We start from the raw sequence: 21,711 nt of genomic DNA, 5'->3' as shown, positions 1-21,711 counted from the left end.
GTCAGCGGGGCGGCGTCGCGACGGCGTCGGCCCGCGCGATGCGGTTGATGCTGACCTCCAGGCGGGCGTCGGCCTTGGCGATCTCCTTCAAGGCGCCGGACGTGAAGATCATGTGGTCGTGGGCGGCCTGCCGCGCCTTTTCCGGATCGCCGGCGACGATGCCATCGTGGATCGCCCGGTGCTGCCCCAGCAGCAATTCCCGCACGTTGCGCCTGAGATAAAGCGTCGACCGGTTATAGAACACGTCGTTCCGCAGCATGCCGGACAGCGAGCGCATGACGTGGAGCATGAACAGGTTGTGCGAAGCCTCGTAGATCGCGAGGTGAAAATCCGCGTCGGCGTTCGCCTCGTCGGTCGGGTCCTCCTTCTGATGGGCCTCCTCCATCGCGGCGAAGCACTCCCGGATCAGCTCGCGATCCACCTCGGTGCCACGCAGCGCCGCCAGATAGGCAGCCGAACTCTCGGCGATGCCGCGAAACTCCAGATAGTCATAAGTCGCCTCGGGGTCGTCGCGCACGCAGCTGGCCAGCGGGTTGGTGAACCCCTCGTCCAGCAAGGGCGCCACGCGGGTGGCACCACCGCGGCCGCTCGTCAGGAGGCCGCGTTTTTCCAGCTTCTCCAACGCCTCGCGCAGGCTTGGCCTGGACACGTCGAAGCGCAGGGCCAGTTCGCGCTCCGGCAGCAGGCGTTCGCCAGGGCGTAACGAGCCTTCCAGGATCAAGTGTTCCAGGCGGTCCGCGATGGCGTCCGCGAGCTTGGCGGGACGGATCGGCTCGGTCATGGCAATACCTTGGCCCTTCGGTTGTAGGCTTCCCACGCACCTGAATTTGGTGAATGATTTTCACGGTGGCAAGTGTCGTGGGAAAGTCCCTTGTCCAATCACCCCTTATGGCGCCTCCGCCCGCCGCAGCACAAGAACGATCAGCTCCTTCGGGCCGTGGACGCCGAACGCCAGGGTCTGTTCGATGTCGGCGGTCTTGGACGGACCGGAAACCAGCACGATGTTTGTCGGCATCCGCTTGGACCAGCCCTGCTCGGCGATCACCTCGGCGAAGCTGTCGTGGATCGTCTCCTCCGCCACCAGCGCCACGTGGATCGGCGGCAGCAGCGACATCAGGCGCGGTTCCTCCACGGTCGGCCACAGGATCAGCGTCCCGGTCTCGGCGATGCCGCCGATGGCGAAGGTCACGCCGGCGTCGATGCCATGGACCAGCTCGCCCTTCCACGCCTCGATCGCCCGGTCGTAGGGCACCAGCCGGGGCGCCTCGGGATCGGCGGCCCAAGCCGTGGCAAGCTGGCCGCCGGTGGCGGAGCCGTCGCCGTGGACGACGGCGCGGACGCCGCGGTTGGCCAACAGGGTGCGCAGCCGGAGCGGCCAGTCGGCGGCCTCGACCTCGTGGACCTCGGCCTTCATGGACTCGAACATGGCGCGGAACTTCTCCAGCCGCGCCGAGGCCTCGAACCGGGGCGCCCGCCATTCCGGCAGGTCGGGAACCGGCGACGGCGGGGCCGCCCTCAGGCGCGACAGGATGCGGGCGCGGGCGTCAGACATCGTCATAGCCCCTTTCGCGGGCGAGCTGGTGGAGCGTCTTGGCGGCGAACTTCGGCTTGGCCCTGACCGTCGTCCAGGCCTTCAAGGGCGGCAGCGACGCCGGTATCAGGTTGCCGGCCAGCGCCAGCACTCGGGTGCCCAGGCGGTAGAGCGTGGGGTTGGCGTGCAGCCATTTCCAGCCCATCCAGGCCGATGCCTCCGACAGCGTCCAGCCGCCGCCGCCTCCCTTCACCGCGCCGGATCCAGCCTTCGATGGCGATGGCCGCACCGCCTCGCGCCGGAGCCGGACCAGGATGTCGGCGATCGGGATCTTGACCGGGCAGACCTCGACGCAGGCGTTGCACAGGCTCGACGCGTGGGGCAGGTCGCCCGCCACGTCTAGCCCGGCGATCTGCGGCGTCAGGATCTTGCCGATCGGGCCGGGATAGACCGCGTCATAGGTGTGGCCGCCGACGCGGGCATAGACGGGACAGTGGTTCATGCACGCGCCGCAGCGGATGCAGCGCAGCGTCTCGCGCAGTTCCAGATCGGCGTAGACGCGGGTGCGGCCATTGTCGAGCAGGACCAGATGGACCTCGCGCGGGCCATCCTTCTCGCCGTCCCGGCGGGGCGAGGTGATCATGTTGACATAGGTCGTGATCGGCTGGCCGGTCGCGGAGCGCGGCAGCAGCGCCAGCAAGGGCGGGATGTCGTCCAATGTCTCGACCAGCTTCTCGATCCCCATCACCGCCACGTGCAGCGGCGGCAGGGTGGTCGACAGGCGGCCGTTGCCCTCGTTCTCGACCAGCACCAGCGTGCCGGTCTCGGCCACGGCGAAGTTGACGCCCGATATCCCCGCGTCGGCCTGGGCGAAGCGGTCGCGCAGCACCTTGCGGGCGGCGGCGGTCAGCTCGTCGACATCCTCGGTGTAGCCCTGCCCCTCGATGTGCTTGGCGAACAAGGCGCCGATCTGACCCTTGTTCTTATGGATGCAGGGCATGACGATGTGGCTCGGCATCTCGCCGGCCAGTTGGATGATGTATTCGCCAAGGTCGGACTCGATGGCCTCGATGCCGTGCTTACCCAGGAAGGCGTTGAGGTGCATCTCCTCCGACACCATCGACTTGCCCTTGACCACCGTCTTGACCCCATGATCCTGGAAGATTCCCAGGACGATTCGGTTGGCCTCCTCGGTGGTCTCGGCCCAGTGGACCTTGATGCCGTTCTCGGCGCAGCGCGCCTCCAGCTGTTCCAGCAGGTTGGGCAGCCGGGCCAGCGCCCGCTCCTTGATGGCGGCGCCCAGCGACCGCAGGGCCTGGAGGTCGGCGGCGTCGGGGAACTGCGCCGCGCGCTTGACCATCAAGCCGTCCATGGCGCGCCGGAAATTGGCCCGCAACGGCTTGTCGTTCAGCGCCACATGGGCGCGTTCGGCGAACCCGCCATGGGAGGAGGCGTGGGACGAGGTGTGGGAGGCGGCGTGGGATGGGGAGTTGGTTTCCGCTTCGACCGACATCAGCCGCGCTCCAGCAGGAATTCGGCCAGATGGCGGCCCGTCATCGGCGTTCCCGCCTTCTCCATGGCGCCGGAGATGTTCATCAGGCAGCCGCAATCGCCGGTGATCATCTCGGTGGCGCCGGTCGAGCGCAGCGCGTCGATCTTGTCCGAGACCATGGCGGCGGAGACCTCCGGCTGGCGGACGGAGAAGGTGCCGCCGAAGCCGCAGCACTCCCGCTCGCGGGGGTTCTCGACCAGCGTCACGTTGGACAGCGAGCGCAGCAGCCGCTTGGGTTCGTCGGTGACGCCCATCTCGCGCATGGAATGGCAGGAGGCGTGCCACGTCACGGTGACGGGCTCGCCCTTGTCGGTCAGCTTGAGGTCCAGCACGTGGACCAGGAACCAGCTCAGCTCAAAGACCCGGGCCGCGAAGGCCTCGGCCTTGTCGCGGTCCGGCTGGTCGGCGAACAGCTGGGGATAGTGGACCCGCATCATTCCGGCGCAGCTGCCGGACGGGACGACGATCGGCCAGGGTTCCGGGAACGCGTCGAACTGGGCGCGCGCGACTTCCCGCGCCTCCTCGAAGAAGCCGCAGTTCCGGGCCGGCTGGCCGCAGCAGGTCTGTCCCTGGGGGAACACGACGCGCAACCCTTCCCGCCTCAGCAGCTCCATCCCGGCCATTCCGGCGTTGGGATAGAACAGGTCGACCAGGCAGGTGCCGAAGTAATAGACGGTCTTCGGCCGCTCCGCCGGGACGGTGGCGGGCTTTGACATGGCGCTCAAGGCGTTCTCCCCCAATTTTGAATTTACCGGTATTAAATGCATGGCTAAATTATTTGACCAAACGTGTCAACGCGCGTTTCGGCTTTCACCGACCCGGCATGAAAAAAGCCCTCCGACCCAGCCTGGATCGAAGGGCTTCCCAAACCGGGGGGGGTTCGGGGATCACGCCTTGGCGGCGTTGCACAGCTTCCAGTCGTCACCTTGCAGCGCGAACAGGATGGCGAGCGGCTGCGGACCGCTCCGGTCGAGCACGACGCGGAACCGGGTGCCGACGCAAGCGCCCTGCGCCTTGGCGACCGGCAGCTTGACGCTCTTGGACTTCAGGCAGCCTTCCGTGGCCTTGGGCAGCGCCGCGGTGAAGGGTTCCGGGGCCTTGCCGTTCAATTGCATGAAGTAGTCGGTCGGCTGGCCGCCCTGGACCTTCGCCATCACGACCACCGAGCCGAATCGCGACCGATACAGGCCGGACTGCTGGTCGCCGTCGGCCATGCCGGGCGGCAACGGACGGAAGGAGACCGCGCCACAGGCCGGAGGCGCCGCCTTCTCCGCGCTCTTATGGGCCTCGGCCTTGGGGCCATGCTTCTCGGCGGACATGCCGATGGAGGGGGAAACGAGGGCGGTCGCCGCGAGCATCAGGGCGGCCAACACGAAGCGGAATAGGATCATGGTTCCCAAACCTCAAGAATGATCCTGCCGACGGTTTCCGGCAGTGGCGCGGTATAGCGGCGGAATGGTTAACCCCCGGTGTACCGTCACCGCCTATCCAAACCGCCGGCGCAGCTCGGCGAAAGCGACGGTCGCCAGCGCCGCGGCGTCGGTCGAGGCCTGTCCGCTGACATCGGGATGGACCGCCTTCAATCGCGCGCGATAGGCCGATTTCAGCTCGTCCAGATCGGCCGGCACGGTGTTCAGGCCCAGGGCCGCGAGATGCCGGGCCGTGACGGGATCCGGCGGTGGCGGGGAGGTCCTGGCGCCAGCCGGCTCCGGATCGGGCGGCGACTCGGAACTTTCCTTTCCGGAAACAGCATCGAAGAAGGACAGGTCCGCCTCCAGCCGCGCGATGGTCTCCAGCCAGAGATCATGCTCGTCGAGCCAGCCGGTCAGGCGGTCCTCCAGGCTTGTGAGCGACTGGGTGAGGGTGGCGCGGCGGGCGCCATCGGTTTCGCTGGCGATCTGGCCGATCAGGACATCGCGGACGGTGTCATAGCGCCGGATCTCGCTGGCGAGGTGGTCACGCTGGGCCCGTGCGCTGGCAAGCTCCCGCCGGCAACGGGCGGCGGCCTCGATTCCATCTCCGGCACCACTGGAACGCGTCCGGCCCCGCGGATTGCCCGGATCGAGCCGGTCCAGGTAGGCCGCGACCGTCGACGCCGCCGTTCCGAAGACCAGCCGCAGCAGGGTGCCGAATTCGCCAAAGGCGCCCCTGCCCGGAAAGCCAGGCCCAACCCGTCGCCCGAAATCGCGTTTCACCGTCAAACCCGCCATCGAGAGTGGGACGGCGAAAAGCCGTCGGATCCAACACCCCTACCCCAACACGACGAGCGAGGCCAGCGTGGTACGGAATTCAGCCGAAGGAGAACCACCTTCGGCAAAGCCGACCGGGAAACACTCCACCCAAGCGCATAACACTTAAGATTTTATTAAAGTAGCCAACCTCCGAAATCGCGGATTTGTCTGCAATTGGATATAATTTTTCTGCAGATTCAGAGGGTTATCAATCCCGTTAATCCCCATCTAAATCGTTCGGGGTAGATAAATTTACGCCTATCGATAGTTTGAGATTATTTCGAAATTTAAGCACATTGGGTGCAACAAACACGGCCCACCGCAAACATGAAACGAGCAACAACATGAACCATACCGCTTTTCCAGCGCACAGTTAACAGGCGCATCGATACTTCGAATTTCAAAGTAAAATCGCCATTATTTCAAACCGATCCCTGATTCATACTCCGTTATTCGTTTGGCAGTTTAAATAGAATGGGAGTTTCGCGGCAAAAGCCGGCATTCACCGGCCCCGATCGCGGGATTTCCCCGGACTGTCACCTCCCTACCCCACACCCGCGCATTTTAATCAGGAGTCAGTACCATGGAAAACGTTCAGCACACTCTCGATTATGTCTCCCACCTGCCGGTCGTCCGCACCATCGGCGCCGCCCTGTCGAACCGCCGCGGCGTGACCGCGCTGGAGTACGGCCTGATCGCCTCCCTGATCGCCGTCGTCATCATCACCGGCGTCACCGCGCTCGGCACCAGCCTCGACACCATGTTCACCGGCTTGTCCACGACGATCGGTGCCGTGCCGACCACCGCCGGCAAGTAAGCCTCCCTTACAGACCCTCCAGACCCAAGCCGCCGGAGGAGAGAGAATGCCCCTTATCGAACCAATCCTCCTGGCGGCCTGCCTGATCTACGTCCTCGCGGCGACGACCGATGTCGCGGCGAGGACGATCCCGGACGCCTGCTCCCTGGCCCTGCTGCTCCTTGGCATCCTGCGGCTGGCGCTGGTCGATGGCGGAGCCTCCGCCGTGACCGACGCCGCCGTCGCCGCCGGGGTCTTCGTGGCGCTGGTGATGCTCTGCGCCGCTGGATTCCTGGGAGGAGGCGACGCCAAGCTGATCGGCGCCAGCACCTTCTTCCTGGGCTTCGACCGGCTGGCCGATTTCCTCTCCGTCACCGCCATCGCCGGTGGCGTCCTGGCCCTGACCTATCTGGCCGGCCACCTCGCCCTTTCCGGGCGTACCGTACCGCTTCCCTCCCCCGCCGGTCCGACGCGCCGGGTCTGGCGCCGCCGCCTTCGGCTTGTCCTCGCGGCGGAGCACAGGCGGGTCGCCCGCAAGCAATCCATTCCCTACGGCGTAGCCATCGCCGCCGGCGCCATCCTGTCGCTCGGCGGCCTTTCCTGAAGAAGGTGCCGTCATGCTCATGCGAATCCTGCTCATCGCACTCGTCAGCCTGTCGGTCGGCATCGTCGGCCTCGTCGTGGTGCGGTCGATGCCCAAGGAAACGGGAACCGCCGTCGCGGCCCCCGTCCCGGTCCTCGGCAGCGCCATCCTGGTGGCGGCCCGTCCGATCGCCGCCGGCTCCCTGCTCCGCGCCGACGACGTGCGCTGGCAGGACTGGTCCTCGGGTGACATTCCCAGCGGCTACTACAGCCGCGCCGCCAATCAATTGGACGCCGTGACCGGCTCGGTCGCCCGCCGCAACCTGGTCGCCAACGAACCGGTGATGCAGGGCCAGATCGTCAGCCCCGGCGAACGCGGCTTCCTCGCCGCCGTGCTGACACCCGGCAACCGGGCGGTGGCCGTCGCGGTCGACGCCGTCAGCGCCGCCAGTGGCCTGATCTGGCCGGGAGACCGGGTCGACCTGATCCTGACCCAGACCTTCGAGCAGGAGGACACCAAGCCCACCCAGAAGGCGGTCGGCGAGACCGTGCTGAGCGACCTGCGGGTCCTGGCGATCGACCAGCACCTCAACGAGGCGTCCAGCGGCCAGTCCGACCCCGGCGAACTCAAGGTGCCGCGCACCGTGACGCTGGAGGCGACTTCCCGTCAGGCCGAGATGATCTCCGTCGCTTCCGGCCTGGGCCGGCTGGCCCTGGCGCTCCGCAGCGTCGCCACCGAGCACGAGCCGGAGATCGCCTTGAACGAGAAGGTCTCGCCGACCTGGGCCGCCGACGTGTCCCCGGCGCTGGCCCTGCAGAAGCCGCCCGCCAAGGCCGCCGCACCCAGCCATTCCGCTCCGGCGGGCGTCCAGATCCTGCGCGGCTCCCCGCGCAACGGCCAGTGAGTTTCATCCAAGTGATACCCGCCCCACAGGAGCACCAGGTCATGACGACGACCACCGCCCGCCGACTGGGCCGGGCAGCACTGATTTGTATCGTGTCCACCATCCTCGCCACGCTGACCCTCACCAGCCCCGCCCGCGCCGACACGGAGGTGACGATCGAGGTCAACGCCGGCAAGACCGTTCCGCTGTCGCGTCCCGCCGCCACCGTGTTCGTCGCCAACCCCGAGATCGCCGACGTCCAGGCCCCCGCCAACGGCGCCTCCTTCTTCGTGTTCGGCAAGGCGCCGGGCCGGACCAGCGTCTTCGCGCTGGGTGCCGACGGCAAGCCGATGGTCTCCTATTCGGTCTCGGTGACGCAGCCGCTGGGCGATCTGAAGCGCCGGCTGTCGAGCCAGCTGCCCGACACCCAGGCCGACCTCGAATCGACGCCCGGCGGCATCATCCTGTCGGGCACCGCCCCCAGCCCCGCCGCGGCGGCCCAGGCGGCCGAACTGACCCGCCAGTTCCTCGGCAAGGACCAGCAGGTGATCAACCGGCTGAAGGTCGCCATGGGATCGCAGGTCAACCTGCGGGTCCGGATCGCCGAGGTGTCCCGTTCGGTCACCAAGGAGCTGGGCTTCAACTGGGAAAGCCTGTTCAACGTCGGCGCCTTCACCTTCGGAATCGCCACCGGCCGCGACGCCCTGGTGGCGGGCGGCAGCATCCTGCGCTCCACCACGGGCGCCGCCTCCCTGCCCTTCGGCTACCAATCCAGCAACGGCAGGGTCGACGTCAACACGGTGATCGACGCCTTGGCAGAGGACGGCCTCGTCTCGATCCTGGCGGAACCCAATCTGACGGCGCTGTCCGGCGAAACAGCCAGCTTCCTGGCCGGCGGCGAGTTCCCCATCCCGGTCAATCAGCGCGACGGGCAGATCACGGTCGAATTCAAGCAGTTCGGCGTCAGCCTGGACTTCACCCCGACCGTCATGTCCGGCGACCGCATCAGCATGAAGGTGCGGCCCGAGGTCAGCGAGTTGACCGAGGAGGGCGCCGTCGTGATCGAGAACCTGAAGATCCCGGCGCTGAGCGTCCGCCGCGCCGAGACGACGGTGGAGTTGGGCAGCGGCCAGAGCTTCGCGGTGGCGGGGCTGCTCCAGAACAACAGCCGCACCGTCGCCCAGCGCGTTCCCGGTCTGGGTGACGTGCCGGTCCTCGGTGGGCTGTTCAGCTCGACCCGGTTCCAGCGCAACGAGACCGAGCTGGTGATCGTCGTGACCCCCTACATGGTCCGGCCCGTCTCCCAGCCCGGCGCGTTCCAGACGCCCAACGACAACTACATCCCGGCGTCCGACCTGGAACGGATCTTCGTCGGCCGGATCAACAAGCCCGGTCAGTCGGATGGCACCAACCCGCTGTTCGGTCCCGGCGGCGTGCGGCTGCGCGGCGATGTCGGCTTCATCCTCGAGTGATCACCCCAGCGGCCCGTTCAGAAGCCCATCGCAGGAGATAGTCCAATGCATCCCCTTCCCCGCATCGCGGCCGTCCTCGCCGGCCTGCTGATCACCGCGGCCTGCTCCACCGCTTCCGACATGCCGCTCGAACAGGCCCGGATCGGCAACATCGGCGTGGTCGACGCGCTCGACGGCGACCTCACGGTGGCGATCGACGCCCAGGGACGGATCGCCCAGGCCGACCGCGCCGCGGCGCTCCAGACGCTGGGCTCGTTCGGCTCGCCCGCGACGACCAGGGCGCGGGTCACCGGCGTCGCGGGGACGGAGGCGCGGACCGCCATGGTCCGGCTACTGGCCGACGCCGGCATCCCGCCCAGCCATGTCGGTTTCGGCGACGACGTGGCGATGCCCGGCCAAGCCCGTGTCCTGCTGCAACGCTTCACCGTGACGCCGCCGACCTGCGGCGGCTGGCCCGATATCCAGAAGAACTACGTCGAGAACGGTCCGCTGCTGCCGCTCGGCTGCGTCACCAACCGCAACCTCCAGGTCATGATCGAGGACCCGCGCGACCTGGTGGTAGGGCGCACTCTGGGTGACGGCGACGTGACCCACGACACGGCCGCGATCACCCGGTACCAGACCGACAAGGTCAAGCCGTTCATCTCGACCACCGCGACCGGTGGCCATGGCGCAACCATCAGCAAGCAGTGACCGACATGACCGCCCTCGCCCAACCGTTCACCTCCTCGATGTCCATCCCGGCCAACCATGGCAGCCTCCAGACCGAGCGCGGCGGCAAGACCTCCGAGCGGGGCGGCAAGGTGCTGGCCTATGTCACCGACCCCGCGACCGAGACGGCGCTTCGGCAGACCGCGTCCCAGCTACTGGTCGGCGATTTCGAGGTCCGGCGCGGCGATGTGCGCACCGCCGTCCGCGACCTCGCCCGCCAGCGTTCCCCCGACCTGCTGATCGTCGATCTCAGCGGCATCGAACTGCCGATCGGCGCGATGGAATCCCTGTCCCAGGTCTGCGAGCCCAGCGTCACCGTCGTGGCGATCGGCGACCGCAACGACGTCGCCCTCTACCGCAACCTGCGCGGCCTCGGCGTCGCCGAATACCTGTTCAAGCCGCTGCCATCGGATCAGATCGAGGCGCTGCTCGGCCGCGCCGCCGGAACGGCGGCGCGCGGCGAGGACACCGGCCGTCAGGGCAAGCTGGTCGCGGTGACCGGCGCCCGGGGCGGTGTCGGAACGACGACGGTCGCGGTCAACCTGGCGTCATATCTCGCCGATGTCGGCCGCCGCCGGATCGCCCTGGTTGATCTCGACCTGCATACCGGCACGGTGGCGCTCCACCTGAACCTCAAGCCGGGCCGCGGCCTGCGCGAGGCGATCGAGGCACCCGAGCGGGTCGACCAGCTCTTCCTGGAGCGCGCCATGCAGCCGGCCTCCGACCGGCTGGACGTGCTGGCGACGGAGGAGCCGATCATTCCCCCGGTCGCCCCAAACCCCCGCGCCGTCCTGGACCTGCTGGACAGCCTGAGGAGCCAGTACCACTACGTCCTGGTCGACGTTCCCCATGACCTGTCGGAGACGGCGCGCGCCGTGCTGGACCAGGCCGCCCTGCGGATCGTCGTGGCCGACGGCAATCTGGCGGGCGCCCGCGACGCGCTGCGGCTGCGCGGCGCGTTCGAAAGCTCCGGGTCCAGCCGCCAGACGCTGGTCGTCCATAACCGCCGGGGCGCTCCGGGCGCCCTGACCCCGGCCGAGTTCAACCGCGCGCTTGGCGGCCCGGCCGATTACGCGATCGACTGCCGACCCAAGCCGCTGATCGAGGCGGCCACCCTGGGCGAGCCGGCGATCAAGCGCTGCGCCCCGTTCAAGTCCGAGATCTCCAAGCTGGCCGAGGCGGTGTCCGGCCAATCGGCGGGCGGTGGCACCAGCCTGCTGGGCCGCCTGTTCCGCGGCGGGAAGAGCGCCAAATGAACGCGCTGTTCGGCCGCAAATCCGCCATCCCCGCCGCTTCGGTCACGCTGTCGGGGGTGCTCGAGGCGGCACCGGCGCCCGCGCCCGCCCCGGCTGCCGTCCCGGCGCCGGTCGAGCCGACCTCGACCATGGACCCGGCCTCGCCGCGCGCCCGCTCGCTCGACGGCATCCGGACCGAGGCGATGAACCGGATCGACCCGTCGGCGGTGTCGCGGCTGGAGCCGGCGGCCCTGCGGCCCCTGCTGGAGAACCTGATCGACGAGATCGCGACCGAGAACCGCTTCCAGCTCAACAGCCGCGAACAGGCCCAGCTCGCCAACGAACTGGTCCACGACATGCTGGGCTTCGGCCCGCTGGAGCCGCTGCTGGAGGACGACCGCATCACCGACATCATGGTGAACGGGCCGCACCGGGTGTTCGTCGAACAGCAGGGCAAGCTGGTGCTCTCCAACGTCCGGTTCCGCGACCAGCAGCACGTGCTCAACATCGCCCAGCGCATCGCCGGCGGCATCGGGCGCCGGATCGACGAGTCGAGCCCGATGGTCGACGCCCGCCTGCCCGACGGCAGCCGCGTCAACATCGTGGTGCCGCCGCTGGCGCTGGACGGCACCTGCATCTCGATCCGCAAGTTCGCCCGCAAGCGGATCGACTTCGCGACGCTGGTCGGTTACCGCAGCATGTCAGAGGCGATGGCCCGCGCGTTGGAGATCTTCGCCCGCGCCCGGCTCAACGTGATCATCTCGGGCGGCACCGGCTCGGGCAAGACGACGCTGCTCAACGCGATGTCCCGGATGATCGACATCGGCGAGCGGGTCGTCACGATCGAGGACGCCGCCGAACTGCAGCTCCAGCAGCCCCACGTCGTCCGGCTGGAAACCCGCCCGCCCAACCTGGAGGGCAACGGCCAGATCGCCCAGCGCGACCTGGTCCGCAACGCGCTCCGGATGCGGCCCGACCGCATCATCATCGGCGAGGTTCGCGGCGCCGAGGCGTTCGACATGCTCCAGGCGATGAACACCGGCCATGACGGCTCGATGTCCACCGTCCACGCCAACAACACCCGCGACGCGCTCGCCCGGATCGAGAACATGGTGATGATGGGCAGCGTCAACCTGCCGCCACGCGCCATCCGCCAGCAGATCGCCAGCGCCGTCCACCTGATCGTCCAAGTCCAGCGCATGCGCGACGGTGTCCGCCGCATCACCCAGGTGTCGGAGTTGTCGGGCCTGGAAGGCGAGGTCATGGTGACCCAGGACCTGTTCACCTTCGACTTCGAGGGCAACAACCGCGACGGCACCATCCGCGGCACCTACCGCTCGGCGGGCGTCAGGCCGTCCTTCATGGACCGTCTGGAGTATTTCGGCCTCGACGCCGCCTACATGGCGGCGGTCGACCAGGAACGTGGGTAAGGGGGGACCGAAGCGATGGGCAATCTCCAGACCCTCGACATCGTCCTGCTGGCGACCGTCGTCCTGATGCTGCTGGTGGTGCCGGTGATCGTCACCACCCAGACGCGCCAGCGCCGGCTCAACCGCCGGATCGCCGGTCTCCACGATGTCGAGAACCGCGGCGTTCCGACCAAGTCGGGCGCCAACCAGCCGGTCAGGATCACTTTGGGGCAACCGGAAGGACGCCTGCCCCAGGTCCGTCAGGCGGTGTCGCGCTGCTTCGGCTATGATTCCCGGATGGTCGGCGCCAAGGGGCCGCTGATGCTGCGCGCCAGCATCGCCGGCGTCGTCCTGGCGGTGGCCGGCGGCTGGGTCGCCGGTCCCTTCGCGGGCCTGCCGGCGCTTGGCATCCTGGGCGCCATGGCGGCCGGCGGCGTGCTGGGCGCCCGCTTCATGTTCACCCGCGCCAAGCGCGCGGTCAACGACCGGCTGCTCGACCAGTTTCCCGACGCGATCGGCCTGATCGTCCGCGCGGTCCGCGCCGGTATCCCGGTGGCCGAGGGCCTGCGCGTCGTCAGCGCCGAGATGCCGGCCCCGGTCGGTCCCGAGTTCAAGCGGGTGATCGAGGAGCTGGCGGTCGGTGTCGATCTGGAGACCGCGTTGTGGTCGCTGGCGTCCCGCACCGGCCTACCGGAATACCGCTTCTTCGTCGTCACCGTCGTGCTCCAACGCGAGACCGGCGGCAACCTCACCGAGACTCTGGACAACCTCGCCGACGTGATCCGCAAGCGCCGCGCGGTGCGCCAGCGCGCCCACGCCCTGTCGGCGGAGGCCCGGACCTCCACCTACGTGCTGGCCGGACTGCCCTTCGTCACCGGCGCCGGGCTCTACATCATGAACCCGGTCTACCTGTCGCGCCTGTTCACCGAGCCGCAGGGCAAGCTGCTGCTGGCCGCCGCCGCCGGCAGCCTGATCATGGGCCTGTTCACCATGTCGATGCTGATCCGGAGGGCGCTGTCATGATCGCGATCGGTCCCTTGGCGGTCGACCCGTTCGACCTCGCCCTGCTCGCCGGCGCCATCCTGGTGATGGTGGTGGCGGCCTTGACACTCCAGACGGGGCTCGCCCGGAAGCGGCTCAACGACAGGCTGGACAAGGTCCGCCACTCCGCCCTGGTGCTGTCGGGCGCGTCGGAGCCCGCATCCAAGCCCGGTCCGTTCCATCGGCTGGGCGCTTTCCTCGCCAAGGGCCCGCTGGTCGGGCAGGCCGAGATGGTGCTGATCCGGGGCCAGCTCGCCACCGCCGGCTTCACCCAGCCGGGCGCCGCCCCGTTCTTCGTCGGGCTGAAGGCGACGCTGGCCTTGATCGCGGCGCTGCTGGGCTGGCTGTGGCTGCAAAGCCGGCCCGCTCCCCCCCTGGCGCTGATGATGTTCGGCACCCTAGCGGGCAGCGCGCTGGCCGGCTGGCGGCTGCCCGACATCGTCCTGTCGCGCCTGGCCCGCAACCGCAAGGCCGCGATCGAGCGCGGCCTGCCCGACGCGCTCGACCTGCTGGTGATCTGCGGCGAGGCCGGCCTCGGACTCGACATCGCGTTCGAGCGGGTCGCCCGCGAGATGAAACAGGCCCATCCCGAACTGGGCAAGGAGCTGGGCGTCACCGCCGCGGAGATGCGGGTGCTGCCCGACCGTTATCTGGCGCTCGCCAACATGGCCGACCGGCTGAAGCTGGAGACCTTGCGCAGCCTCGTGGCGACGCTCAGCCAGACCATGCGCTACGGCACTCCGCTGGGTCAGGCCCTGCGGGTGCTGGCCAACGAGATGCGCCGCGAGCGGCTGGTCCGCTTCGAGGAACGCGCCGCCAAGCTGCCCGTGCTGATCACGCTGCCGATGATCTGCTTCATCCTGCCTTGCGTCTTCATCGTCGTCGCCGGTCCCGCGGCGCTCGACCTGATGGCCACCCTCGCCGCCCGCTGACCCAACCGACCTTCAAGGACCCCACCATCATGCGTTTCCCCTCCTCCCGCCTCACAGGTCTCGCGTTGGTGATGGGCTGCCTGCTGACCTCGGCCTGCGCCGGCATGGATGCCCGCCCGGACGTGGCGTCGGCGCCCCCCGCGACGGTGCTGGACGACAAGGGCCGGCTTCAGCTGAAGCTGGCGGACAGCGCCCGGGCGGCCGGCAATTTCGGCTACGCCGCCAAGCTGTACAAGACCTTGGTGGAAAGCCAGCCGGGCAACGCGGCGCTCCAGGTGTCGCTGGGCGACGCCTTGACCGGATCGCAGGACTTCGACCGGGCGGCGGAGGCCTATCGGACCGCCATCGCGATCGACCGGTTCAACACCGACGCCCGGCTGGGCCTGGGACGCGTCGCCATGCAGCTGCGCCAGCCGGATCTGGCGGTGGTCCAGTTCGGCGCCGTGGTCGACCAGGCGCCGAACGACACGCGGGCCCGCGTCGGCCTTGGCGTGGCGCTCGACACGCTGGGCCGCCACGACGAGGCGCGGGTGCAGTACCAGAACGCGCTCGACATCAACCCGCGCGACCGCACCGCCGCCAACAATCTGGCGCTGTCGCTGGCCCTGAGCGGCAGGCTGAACGAGGCCGAAACCCTCCTGCTGCCGCTGGTCGACAGCCCGACCAGCACCGCGCGGATGCGCCAGAACCTGGCCTTGGTGCTGGGGCTGAAGGGCGACGTCACGCGGGCCGCCCAGCTTGGCCGGACCGATTTGGAGGAACGCGACGTCAAATCCAATCTGTCGTTCTATGAGGCCGCCCGCCACTTGGCGGTGGAAAAGCCGGTCGCACCATGAGATCCGGCGGTCCTAAGGGCTGGCTGTCGCGGCGGGGCACGACGGCCCTGGAATTCGCCCTGCTGTCCCCCCTACTGGTGCTGCTGATCATCGCGACCGTCGAGTTCGGCTATGGCCTGACCGTCCAAAACGTGCTGGAACTGGCGGCGCGCAAGGCGTCCCGCACGGGGGTGACCGGCTCGCCGCCGCCCGACGGCGTGACGCGGGAGCAGATGCTGCGCGATCTGGTGGTCGACACCGGCATGGGTCTGATCAACCCGTCCCGCCTCACGGTCGTGATGACCGCCTATGACGGGTTCTCCAGCATCGGCCACCCGGAACCCTGCATCGACGCCAACAACAACGGTGTCTGCGACCGGGGCGAGGCCTTCACCGACGTCAATGGCAACGGACGCTGGGACGCCGACCAAGGCGCCTCCAACGCGGGCGCCGGTGGTCAGGTCGTGATCTACACCCTGACCTACACCGACGCGCCGCTGACCGGGATGATCGCCGGACTGGTCGCCAAGTCGCCGCTGACATATTCGGCGCGCGTCGTCGTCCGCAACGAACCCTTCCGGAGCTGAGGCCGAACCATGCCCGGACCAGCATCGATCCTCGAAATTCTCCGGTCGGACCGGCGCGGCCTGGCCGCGCTCGAGTTCGCCATCATAGCACCCGTGGTGATCCTGCTGCTGGTCGGCATGGTCGACATGACGACCTATGTCTCCGCCGCCTTGAAGGTCGAACGGGTCGCGTCGGGCACCGCCGATGTCGGCACCCAGTACGACCGCCTGCGCGACGGCATGACGGTGGTCAAGGGCGACGAGGTCGGCGTTCTGTTCCTGGCGGCCAACCAGATAGCGCTGCCTTTGGATCTGCCGGCAAAGGGCGCCGTGCTGATCACCTGCGTCGCCGACCAAGGCAACGGGCCGCAGGTCATGTGGCAGCGGCGCTCCGGCCGGGCCGGACCGACCGGCGAGATCGGCTCCAGCGGCGCCGCCAAGCTGCCGGCCGGCTTCTCGCTGCGCTATGGCGAGAGCGTGCTGTTCGTCGAGGTCTACTACACCCTGCATCCCTACGTGTTCAGCATCGGCTGGCTGAGCGACACCGACAAGGCGGTCGACCTGCGCCGGATGGCGGTCTACCGCCCCCGCTTCGGCACGCTGACCAAGCTGGAACCCTGAACTGGCCCCGATCGCCGGAGAGTTGGCAATGACTTCCATCCCGCGCACCCTCCTGTCCCGGCTCCCACTCTCCTGGCCCTTCCTGTCGAGATTGGGCCGGCGAGGCAATATCGCCGTCATGACGGCGCTGATGGCGGTGCCCGCGATCGGGGCCACCGGCTTGGCCGTCGATCTGGCTCGGGCCTACATGCTGTACAACAAGCTGAGCACGGCGATCGACGCGGCGGCCCTGGCGGGCGGACGCGTGCTGACGACCGCCAATGTCGAGACGGACGTTCGGATGTACTTCAACGCCAACATCCCGTCCGACTTCCTGGGTGCCACCGTCGGCACGCCCAAGGTCACCGCCGCGGCCGACAACGAGACGCTGGTGGTCAGCGCCAGCGCCACCTTGCCGACCACCTTCTCCCGCATCTTCGGGATAGACACCATCCCCGTCTCGGTCAGCAACCAGGTCAGGCGCACCGTCCGCGGCATGGAGCTGGCGCTGGTGCTGGACGTCACCGGATCGATGTGGGGAAGCAACAAGATCGGCCAGCTACGGACCTCGGCCAAGGATCTGGTCGACATCCTGTTCGGCGCCAACGAGTCGTCGCAGACGCTGTGGATGTCGGTGGTTCCCTATACCGCCACCGTCAACCTGGGACCCGACCGCCAGGGCTGGCTCGCCCCCACGTCCCCGACCGCCGCCGACTACCAGCCCAGCGCGTGGCGCGGCTGCGTCGAGGCGCGGGTCAACCACGATGCCGACGAGCTGCCGCCCTCGGCGGCGCCGTTCACCGCGTTCCTCTACCGCTCGACCCTGGGACAGTATCCCGAGGGAGGCGATAACGACTGGCCGCCGATCAACGATCCCCTGCCCTACACCGACAACAACAACCGCACCGGTCCCAATCTTGGCTGCGGCCCAGCCGTGCTGCCGCTGTCCAACAGCAAGAGCCAGATCCTGGGCCAGATCGCGGCTTTGAAGGGCGTCAACCGGGGCGGCACCATGGCGAACATCGGCCTCCAGGCCGGTTGGTTCACCCTGTCGCCGCTGTGGCGCGGGCTGTGGGGCGGCCCCACCCCGGCTGGCCTGCCGCTGGACTACGACACCACCGACACCGACAAGGCGGTGGTGCTGCTGACCGACGGCAGCAACGAATGGCACGATTACTCGAAACCGCCGACCGGCGACTACACCGCTTATGGCCGGCTGTCGGAAAAGCGGCTGGGAACCAGTTCGGCCAGTCAGGCGACCACCAACATCAACACCCGCATGACCAACCTCTGCGCGGCGATGAAGGCCAAGAAGATCACGATCTACACGATCACCCTGATGGTCACCAGCGAGACGACCAAGAGCCTCTACCGCGGCTGCGCCTCCCAGCCGACCTACTACTTCAACTCCCCCTCCGCCGCCGAGCTGCAAGGCATCTTCAAGCAGATCGGCTCGCAGCTCAGCAACCTTCGGCTGGAGAAGTGACCACCTTGGGGTTCGAACCGATCAAGCGCCCCAGACGTCGCGCAGCAGTTGGAGCCAGTTGGCGCCCATCACCTTCTCGATGCGGCCGGCGCTCCAGCCGCGGCGTTCCATCGCCGCCGTCAGGTTGGGGAAATCGGCGATCTCGCGGAAGCCTTCCGGATTGATGACGGGACCGAAGTCGGTCAGCTTGCGGCCGGTCCCCTTGTCATGGGTGATCCAGTCGAAGAACGGCTTGTCGAAACCCTGGGTGAAGTCGGTGCCGACGCCGACCTTGTCCTCGCCGACCAGATCGATGACGTAGTCCATCGCCTGGACATAGTCGTCGACGGTCGCGGCCGGTCCCTTCGCCAGGAACGGCGGAAACATCGTGACGCCGACGAAGCCGTCGCGCTCCGCGATGAAGCGCAACTGCTCGTCGCTCTTGTTGCGGGGATGCGCCTTCAAGCCGGCCGGCAGACAGTGGGAATAGGCGACGCGTTGCTTGGACGCGGTGATGACATCCTCCGACGTCTTCGGCCCGACATGGGACAGGTCGCACAGGATGCCCAGCCGGTTCATCTCCGCCACCACGTCCCGCCCGAAGTCGGACAACCCGCTATCGCGGCTCTCGTAGCAGCCGGAGCCGACGAAATTCTGGGTGTTGTAGGTCATCTGGACGATCCGGACGCCCAGCTCGTGGAACAGCTCCAGGTATTCCAGCCGGTCCTCGATCGCGGTCGTGTTCTGCCAGCCCAGGATGATGCCGGTCTTGCCCTCCCGCTTGGCGAGCGCGATGTCCGCGGTGGTGCGGACCTGGGTGATCAGGTCGCCATGATCGCGGAACCAGCCCTTCCACTTGGCGATGTTGCGCATCGTCTCGGTGAAGTTGTCCCAGACGCAGCAGGTGCAGTTGGCGGCGGTGATGCCGCCCTTGCGCATCTCCCGGAAGATTTCCGGGCCGAAATCGGAGATGATCAGACCGTCGATCACGGTCAGCCTGTCGTGAAGCGTGGACACTGGGTCCCTCCCTGTCTTGTTCGAATTAGCCTGTGGATGGCTCAGAGCGGCACCAGCACGCCGGCGTCGCTGGCCCACGAGACGCGGACCTTGTTGCCCGCCCCCAAGGCCTTTGGCCCTCCCAAGGCGGGCGCCGGGCGGCGGGCCACCAGCGTCAGGCCCGACGGGGTGCGGACGCGATAGTCGATGACATGGCCGCGGTATGTGGCGTTCTCGATTTCCGCCTCAAGCGAATTGACCGCCGCGGCGCCGGAATGTTCCGCCACCTCGATCCGCTCGGGCCGCAGCGCGAAGGCCATTCCGCCGATGGCGCCACGAGCTTCCGGCGGCACCGTGATCAACTCGCCGCTGGCGACGCGGAAATGGGCGTCGCCCTCGCGCTGCCCCTTGAGCAGGTTGGTGACACCCATGAACTCGGCGACGAAATGCGACCTCGGCGTCTCGAACACCTCGTCCGGGGTGCCGTCCTGCTCGATTCGGCCCTGGCGCATCACGACCACGCGGTCGGCGACCGACAGCGCCTCGTCCTGGTCGTGGGTGACGAAGATGGTGGTGATGCCGAGCGAGCGTTGGAGTTCCCGGATCTCGATCTTCATCTCCTGCCGAAGCTGGGCGTCCAAGTTCGACAGGGGCTCGTCGAGCAGCAGCACATCCGGTTCGATCACCAGGGCGCGGGCCAGCGCCACGCGCTGCTGCTGGCCGCCGGACAATTGCTTGGGCAGGCGTTCCGCCAAATGCGCCAGCTTGACCCGGTCCAGCGCCTGACCAACGCGGGCCGCCGTCTCGGCCTTGGACACGCGGCGCATCTCCAGCCCGAAGGCGACGTTCTGGGCCACCGTCATGTGCGGGAACAGCGCGTAGTTCTGGAAGCCAAAGCCCATGTTGCGCCTCGCCGGCGGCAGCGCCGTCACGTCCCGGCCGCCGACGAGGACCTTGCCCTCGGTGACATCGACGAAGCCGCCGATCATCCGCAGGGTCGTGGTCTTGCCGCAGCCCGACGGGCCCAGCAGAGCGACCAGATCGCCCTGGGAAATCGAGAGCGACACGTGATCGACCGCCACGGTTTGGTCGTAACGCTTGACGATGGACTGGAGAATGACATCCGACATGATCTGGCGATCCTTCCTCGAAGCCGTCGGCGCGTCAGAACGCGCGGCCCAATTTGGCGTAGCGGTCGCTGGCGAGCAGCAGCGTCCCGATGATGACGATCTGCACCGTCGCCACGGCGGCCACCGTGGAATCCAGGTTCCATTCCAGATAGTTGACCAACGCTATCTGGAGCGTCGTGCGGCCCGCCCCGACCAGGAAGATCGACTTTTCCAGGTCGATGAACGAGATCACGAAGGAGAAGAGCGCCGCCGCGACGATGCCGGGCCGGATCGACGGCAGCGTCACCCGCCGGAAGATCGTCAGGGACGACGCTCCCAGGCTGGCCGCCGCCTCCTCGATCGAGCGGTCGGTGCCGGCCAGCGAGGCCGTCACCAGCCGCACCGTCCAAGGCAAGGCGATCAACCCGTGCGCGATCAGCAGGCCGCCCAAGGTTCCCGCGATCTGATGGTCGAACAGGACCTCCAACTCGATGAAGGCGATGAACAGGGCGGCGCCGCCGACGATGCCCGGCACGATCATCGGCGCCAGCAGCAGCGTCTGGATCGCGTCGCGGCCGATGAACCGGTAGCGGGTCAGCGCCAGCGAGGCCGGCACCCCCAGGCCCAGGCTGATCAGCGTGGCGCAGGCCGCCGTCTGGACGCTGGTGACGAAGCCGTCGCGGAAGACATCCATGCCCCACGCCCTGACGTACCAGTCCAGCGTGTAGCCTTCGGGCGGAAACGACAGGATGCGGTTGGAGAAGAAGCTGACCCAGACGATCCCGACCAGCGGCAGCAGGATGAACGCCACAACGGCGGCGGACATCGTGGCATAGAGGCGGTTGACCCATTTCGCGTGCATCGCGGCCCCTCCCTCATTCACTCCAGCGGCGGTAGCGCCGTTGGATCAGCATGTTGGCGACGGTCGTCAGCACCAGCGTCACCGCCATCAGGATGAAGGCGAGCGCCGAACCGAACGGCCAGTTCATCGCCTTGGCGACCTGCTGGTAGACCTCCGGCGCCATCATGTGGAACTGGGGCCCGCCGATCAGGACCGGAGTCGCGTAGGCGTTCATCGACAGGATGAAGCACAGCATCGTGCCGGCCAGGATTCCAGGCAGCGCCAAGGGGAGCACCACCCGCCACAGCACCATCAGGTGGCTGGCGCCCAGGCTTTCCGCCGCGTCCTCCAGGTTGCGGTCGATCCCTTCCAGGATGCCGCGCAAGGTGACGATCATGAACGGCAGCATGACCGAGACCAGACCGATCACCACGGCGGCCGGCGTGTACATCAGCTTCAACGGCGAGAACAGGCCAGTTGCGGCCATGCCGGCCGCCAGCAGCCCCTTGTCGCCCAGGATCACCATCCAGGCCGCCGTCCTCACCGCGTTGCCCATCAGCAGCGGCAGGATGATCAGGATCATCAGGCGCGACTTCCAGACCGGCGGCGCCTGCCGGACCAGGTAATACGCGACCGGGAACCCGGCGAGCAGGCACAGCAGCGTCGACAGCCCCGACACCCAGAGGGTCGTGAACAGCACCTCCTGATAGAAGCCGTCGCCGAGGAACTTGACGTAGTTCTCCAGCGTCAGCGCCTCGACCATGAACTCGCCCGGCACGAACCGGTTGAGGCTGTAGCGGAACATCAAGGCCAGCGGCCCCAGCAGCGCCAGAACCACGAACAGGGTCGCTGGCGACGCGAGGCCGAATGCCGGCGGGATGCGCCGCGCCCGCGCCGATCCCGGCGAGGGGTGCGGCGCCGTGGCTGCGGCGCTGGTCATCGG

The 21,711-nt window shown here is 68.0% G+C and carries 23 protein-coding genes; 13 read left to right on the top strand and 10 right to left on the bottom strand.

The features are described 5' to 3' along the window. Position 1: 1 nt before the first annotated feature. From N825_RS31165 to N825_RS31140, 6 genes are all read right to left on the bottom strand, one after another. Positions 2–781 carry an FCD domain-containing protein gene (locus N825_RS31165; protein ID WP_084165220.1) on the bottom strand — a complete coding sequence of 260 codons (780 nt, stop codon included), beginning with the start codon at positions 779–781 and terminating at the stop codon, positions 2–4. 105 nt (positions 782–886) lie between these two features. Next, positions 887–1,552: a LutC/YkgG family protein gene (locus N825_RS31160; RefSeq protein WP_037460355.1), complete on the bottom strand. Its 666-nt coding sequence runs from the start codon at positions 1,550–1,552 to the stop codon at positions 887–889. After that, positions 1,545–3,044, bottom strand: coding sequence for a LutB/LldF family L-lactate oxidation iron-sulfur protein (locus N825_RS31155; RefSeq protein WP_084165219.1), 1,500 nt, complete (start codon positions 3,042–3,044; stop codon positions 1,545–1,547). Before N825_RS31155 ends, N825_RS31160 begins: the two co-directional genes overlap by 8 nt. Continuing rightward, entirely contained in the window at positions 3,044–3,799 is a 756-nt protein-coding gene (locus N825_RS31150; protein ID WP_037460352.1) for a (Fe-S)-binding protein, read from the bottom strand. The genes N825_RS31155 and N825_RS31150 overlap by 1 nt, the downstream gene beginning before the upstream one ends. Positions 3,800–3,970: 171 nt before the next feature. Then, the gene (locus tag N825_RS31145) at positions 3,971–4,474 is read right to left on the bottom strand and encodes a hypothetical protein (RefSeq protein WP_037460350.1); all 504 of its coding nucleotides are present in this window, start codon (positions 4,472–4,474) and stop codon (positions 3,971–3,973) included. 93 nt (positions 4,475–4,567) lie between these two features. After that, positions 4,568–5,278, bottom strand: coding sequence for a J domain-containing protein (locus N825_RS31140; RefSeq protein ID WP_157619659.1), 711 nt, complete (start codon positions 5,276–5,278; stop codon positions 4,568–4,570). A 619-nt stretch (positions 5,279–5,897) separates the two neighbouring features. Between N825_RS31140 and N825_RS31135 the strand changes: the two genes are divergently transcribed. The 13 genes from N825_RS31135 to N825_RS31075 are packed head-to-tail and all read left to right on the top strand — an operon-like array spanning position 5,898 to position 17,843. Next, a complete protein-coding gene (locus tag N825_RS31135) occupies positions 5,898–6,131 on the top strand; it encodes a Flp family type IVb pilin (RefSeq protein ID WP_051513682.1) in 234 nt (77 codons plus the stop codon). Positions 6,132–6,177: 46 nt separating this feature from the next. Next, entirely contained in the window at positions 6,178–6,714 is a 537-nt protein-coding gene (locus N825_RS37260) for a prepilin peptidase (RefSeq protein ID WP_051513680.1), read from the top strand. Positions 6,715–6,727: 13 nt separating this feature from the next. Further along, a complete protein-coding gene (cpaB, locus tag N825_RS31125; protein ID WP_051513678.1) occupies positions 6,728–7,597 on the top strand; it encodes a Flp pilus assembly protein CpaB in 870 nt (289 codons plus the stop codon). A 41-nt stretch (positions 7,598–7,638) separates the two neighbouring features. Further along, a complete protein-coding gene (locus N825_RS31120) occupies positions 7,639–9,048 on the top strand; it encodes a type II and III secretion system protein family protein (RefSeq protein WP_037460347.1) in 1,410 nt (469 codons plus the stop codon). A gap of 45 nt (positions 9,049–9,093) precedes the next feature. Then, positions 9,094–9,741 (top strand): CpaD family pilus assembly lipoprotein, encoded by a 648-nt coding sequence (locus tag N825_RS31115; protein WP_037460345.1) that lies wholly within the window; start codon positions 9,094–9,096, stop codon positions 9,739–9,741. 5 nt (positions 9,742–9,746) lie between these two features. Continuing rightward, on the top strand, positions 9,747–11,015 hold the full coding sequence (locus tag N825_RS31110) for a CpaE/TadZ family protein (RefSeq protein ID WP_157619658.1): 1,269 nt from the start codon (positions 9,747–9,749) through the stop codon (positions 11,013–11,015). Next, positions 11,012–12,424, top strand: coding sequence for a TadA family conjugal transfer-associated ATPase (locus N825_RS31105; protein ID WP_037460344.1), 1,413 nt, complete (start codon positions 11,012–11,014; stop codon positions 12,422–12,424). Before N825_RS31110 ends, N825_RS31105 begins: the two co-directional genes overlap by 4 nt. Positions 12,425–12,439: 15 nt before the next feature. After that, on the top strand, positions 12,440–13,426 hold the full coding sequence (locus tag N825_RS37255) for a type II secretion system F family protein (protein ID WP_051513674.1): 987 nt from the start codon (positions 12,440–12,442) through the stop codon (positions 13,424–13,426). Continuing rightward, positions 13,423–14,376, top strand: coding sequence for a type II secretion system F family protein (locus tag N825_RS40560; RefSeq protein WP_051513672.1), 954 nt, complete (start codon positions 13,423–13,425; stop codon positions 14,374–14,376). The genes N825_RS37255 and N825_RS40560 overlap by 4 nt, the downstream gene beginning before the upstream one ends. 29 nt (positions 14,377–14,405) lie before the next feature. Continuing rightward, positions 14,406–15,212, top strand: coding sequence for a tetratricopeptide repeat protein (locus tag N825_RS31090; RefSeq protein WP_084165218.1), 807 nt, complete (start codon positions 14,406–14,408; stop codon positions 15,210–15,212). Then, the gene (locus N825_RS31085) at positions 15,209–15,778 is read left to right on the top strand and encodes a TadE/TadG family type IV pilus assembly protein (RefSeq protein ID WP_051513670.1); all 570 of its coding nucleotides are present in this window, start codon (positions 15,209–15,211) and stop codon (positions 15,776–15,778) included. Before N825_RS31090 ends, N825_RS31085 begins: the two co-directional genes overlap by 4 nt. A gap of 9 nt (positions 15,779–15,787) precedes the next feature. Beyond that, the gene (locus N825_RS37250) at positions 15,788–16,378 is read left to right on the top strand and encodes a TadE/TadG family type IV pilus assembly protein (RefSeq protein WP_051513668.1); all 591 of its coding nucleotides are present in this window, start codon (positions 15,788–15,790) and stop codon (positions 16,376–16,378) included. A gap of 28 nt (positions 16,379–16,406) precedes the next feature. After that, the gene (locus tag N825_RS31075) at positions 16,407–17,843 is read left to right on the top strand and encodes a TadE/TadG family type IV pilus assembly protein (RefSeq protein ID WP_084165217.1); all 1,437 of its coding nucleotides are present in this window, start codon (positions 16,407–16,409) and stop codon (positions 17,841–17,843) included. 21 nt (positions 17,844–17,864) lie between these two features. On the opposite strand, the gene N825_RS31070 is transcribed toward N825_RS31075, so the two are convergent. From N825_RS31070 to N825_RS31055, 4 genes are read right to left on the bottom strand one after another with little or no spacing between them, the layout of a single operon-like run. Then, a complete protein-coding gene (locus N825_RS31070) occupies positions 17,865–18,839 on the bottom strand; it encodes a dipeptidase (RefSeq protein ID WP_037460340.1) in 975 nt (324 codons plus the stop codon). A gap of 41 nt (positions 18,840–18,880) precedes the next feature. After that, complete coding sequence (locus N825_RS31065; protein WP_037460338.1) at positions 18,881–19,948, bottom strand: ABC transporter ATP-binding protein; 1,068 nt, start codon at positions 19,946–19,948, stop codon at positions 18,881–18,883. A gap of 34 nt (positions 19,949–19,982) precedes the next feature. Further along, entirely contained in the window at positions 19,983–20,789 is an 807-nt protein-coding gene (locus N825_RS31060) for an ABC transporter permease (protein ID WP_037460336.1), read from the bottom strand. A 13-nt stretch (positions 20,790–20,802) separates the two neighbouring features. Next, positions 20,803–21,708 carry an ABC transporter permease gene (locus N825_RS31055; RefSeq protein ID WP_037460334.1) on the bottom strand — a complete coding sequence of 302 codons (906 nt, stop codon included), beginning with the start codon at positions 21,706–21,708 and terminating at the stop codon, positions 20,803–20,805. Positions 21,709–21,711: the final 3 nt, after the last annotated feature.

Origin of the sequence: Skermanella stibiiresistens SB22 (assembly GCF_000576635.1) — a bacterium.
GTDB classification, from domain to species: domain Bacteria; phylum Pseudomonadota; class Alphaproteobacteria; order Azospirillales; family Azospirillaceae; genus Skermanella; species Skermanella stibiiresistens.
Note: the sequence above shows the minus strand (reverse complement) of the source record. Positions and strands in the feature narration are given on the sequence as shown.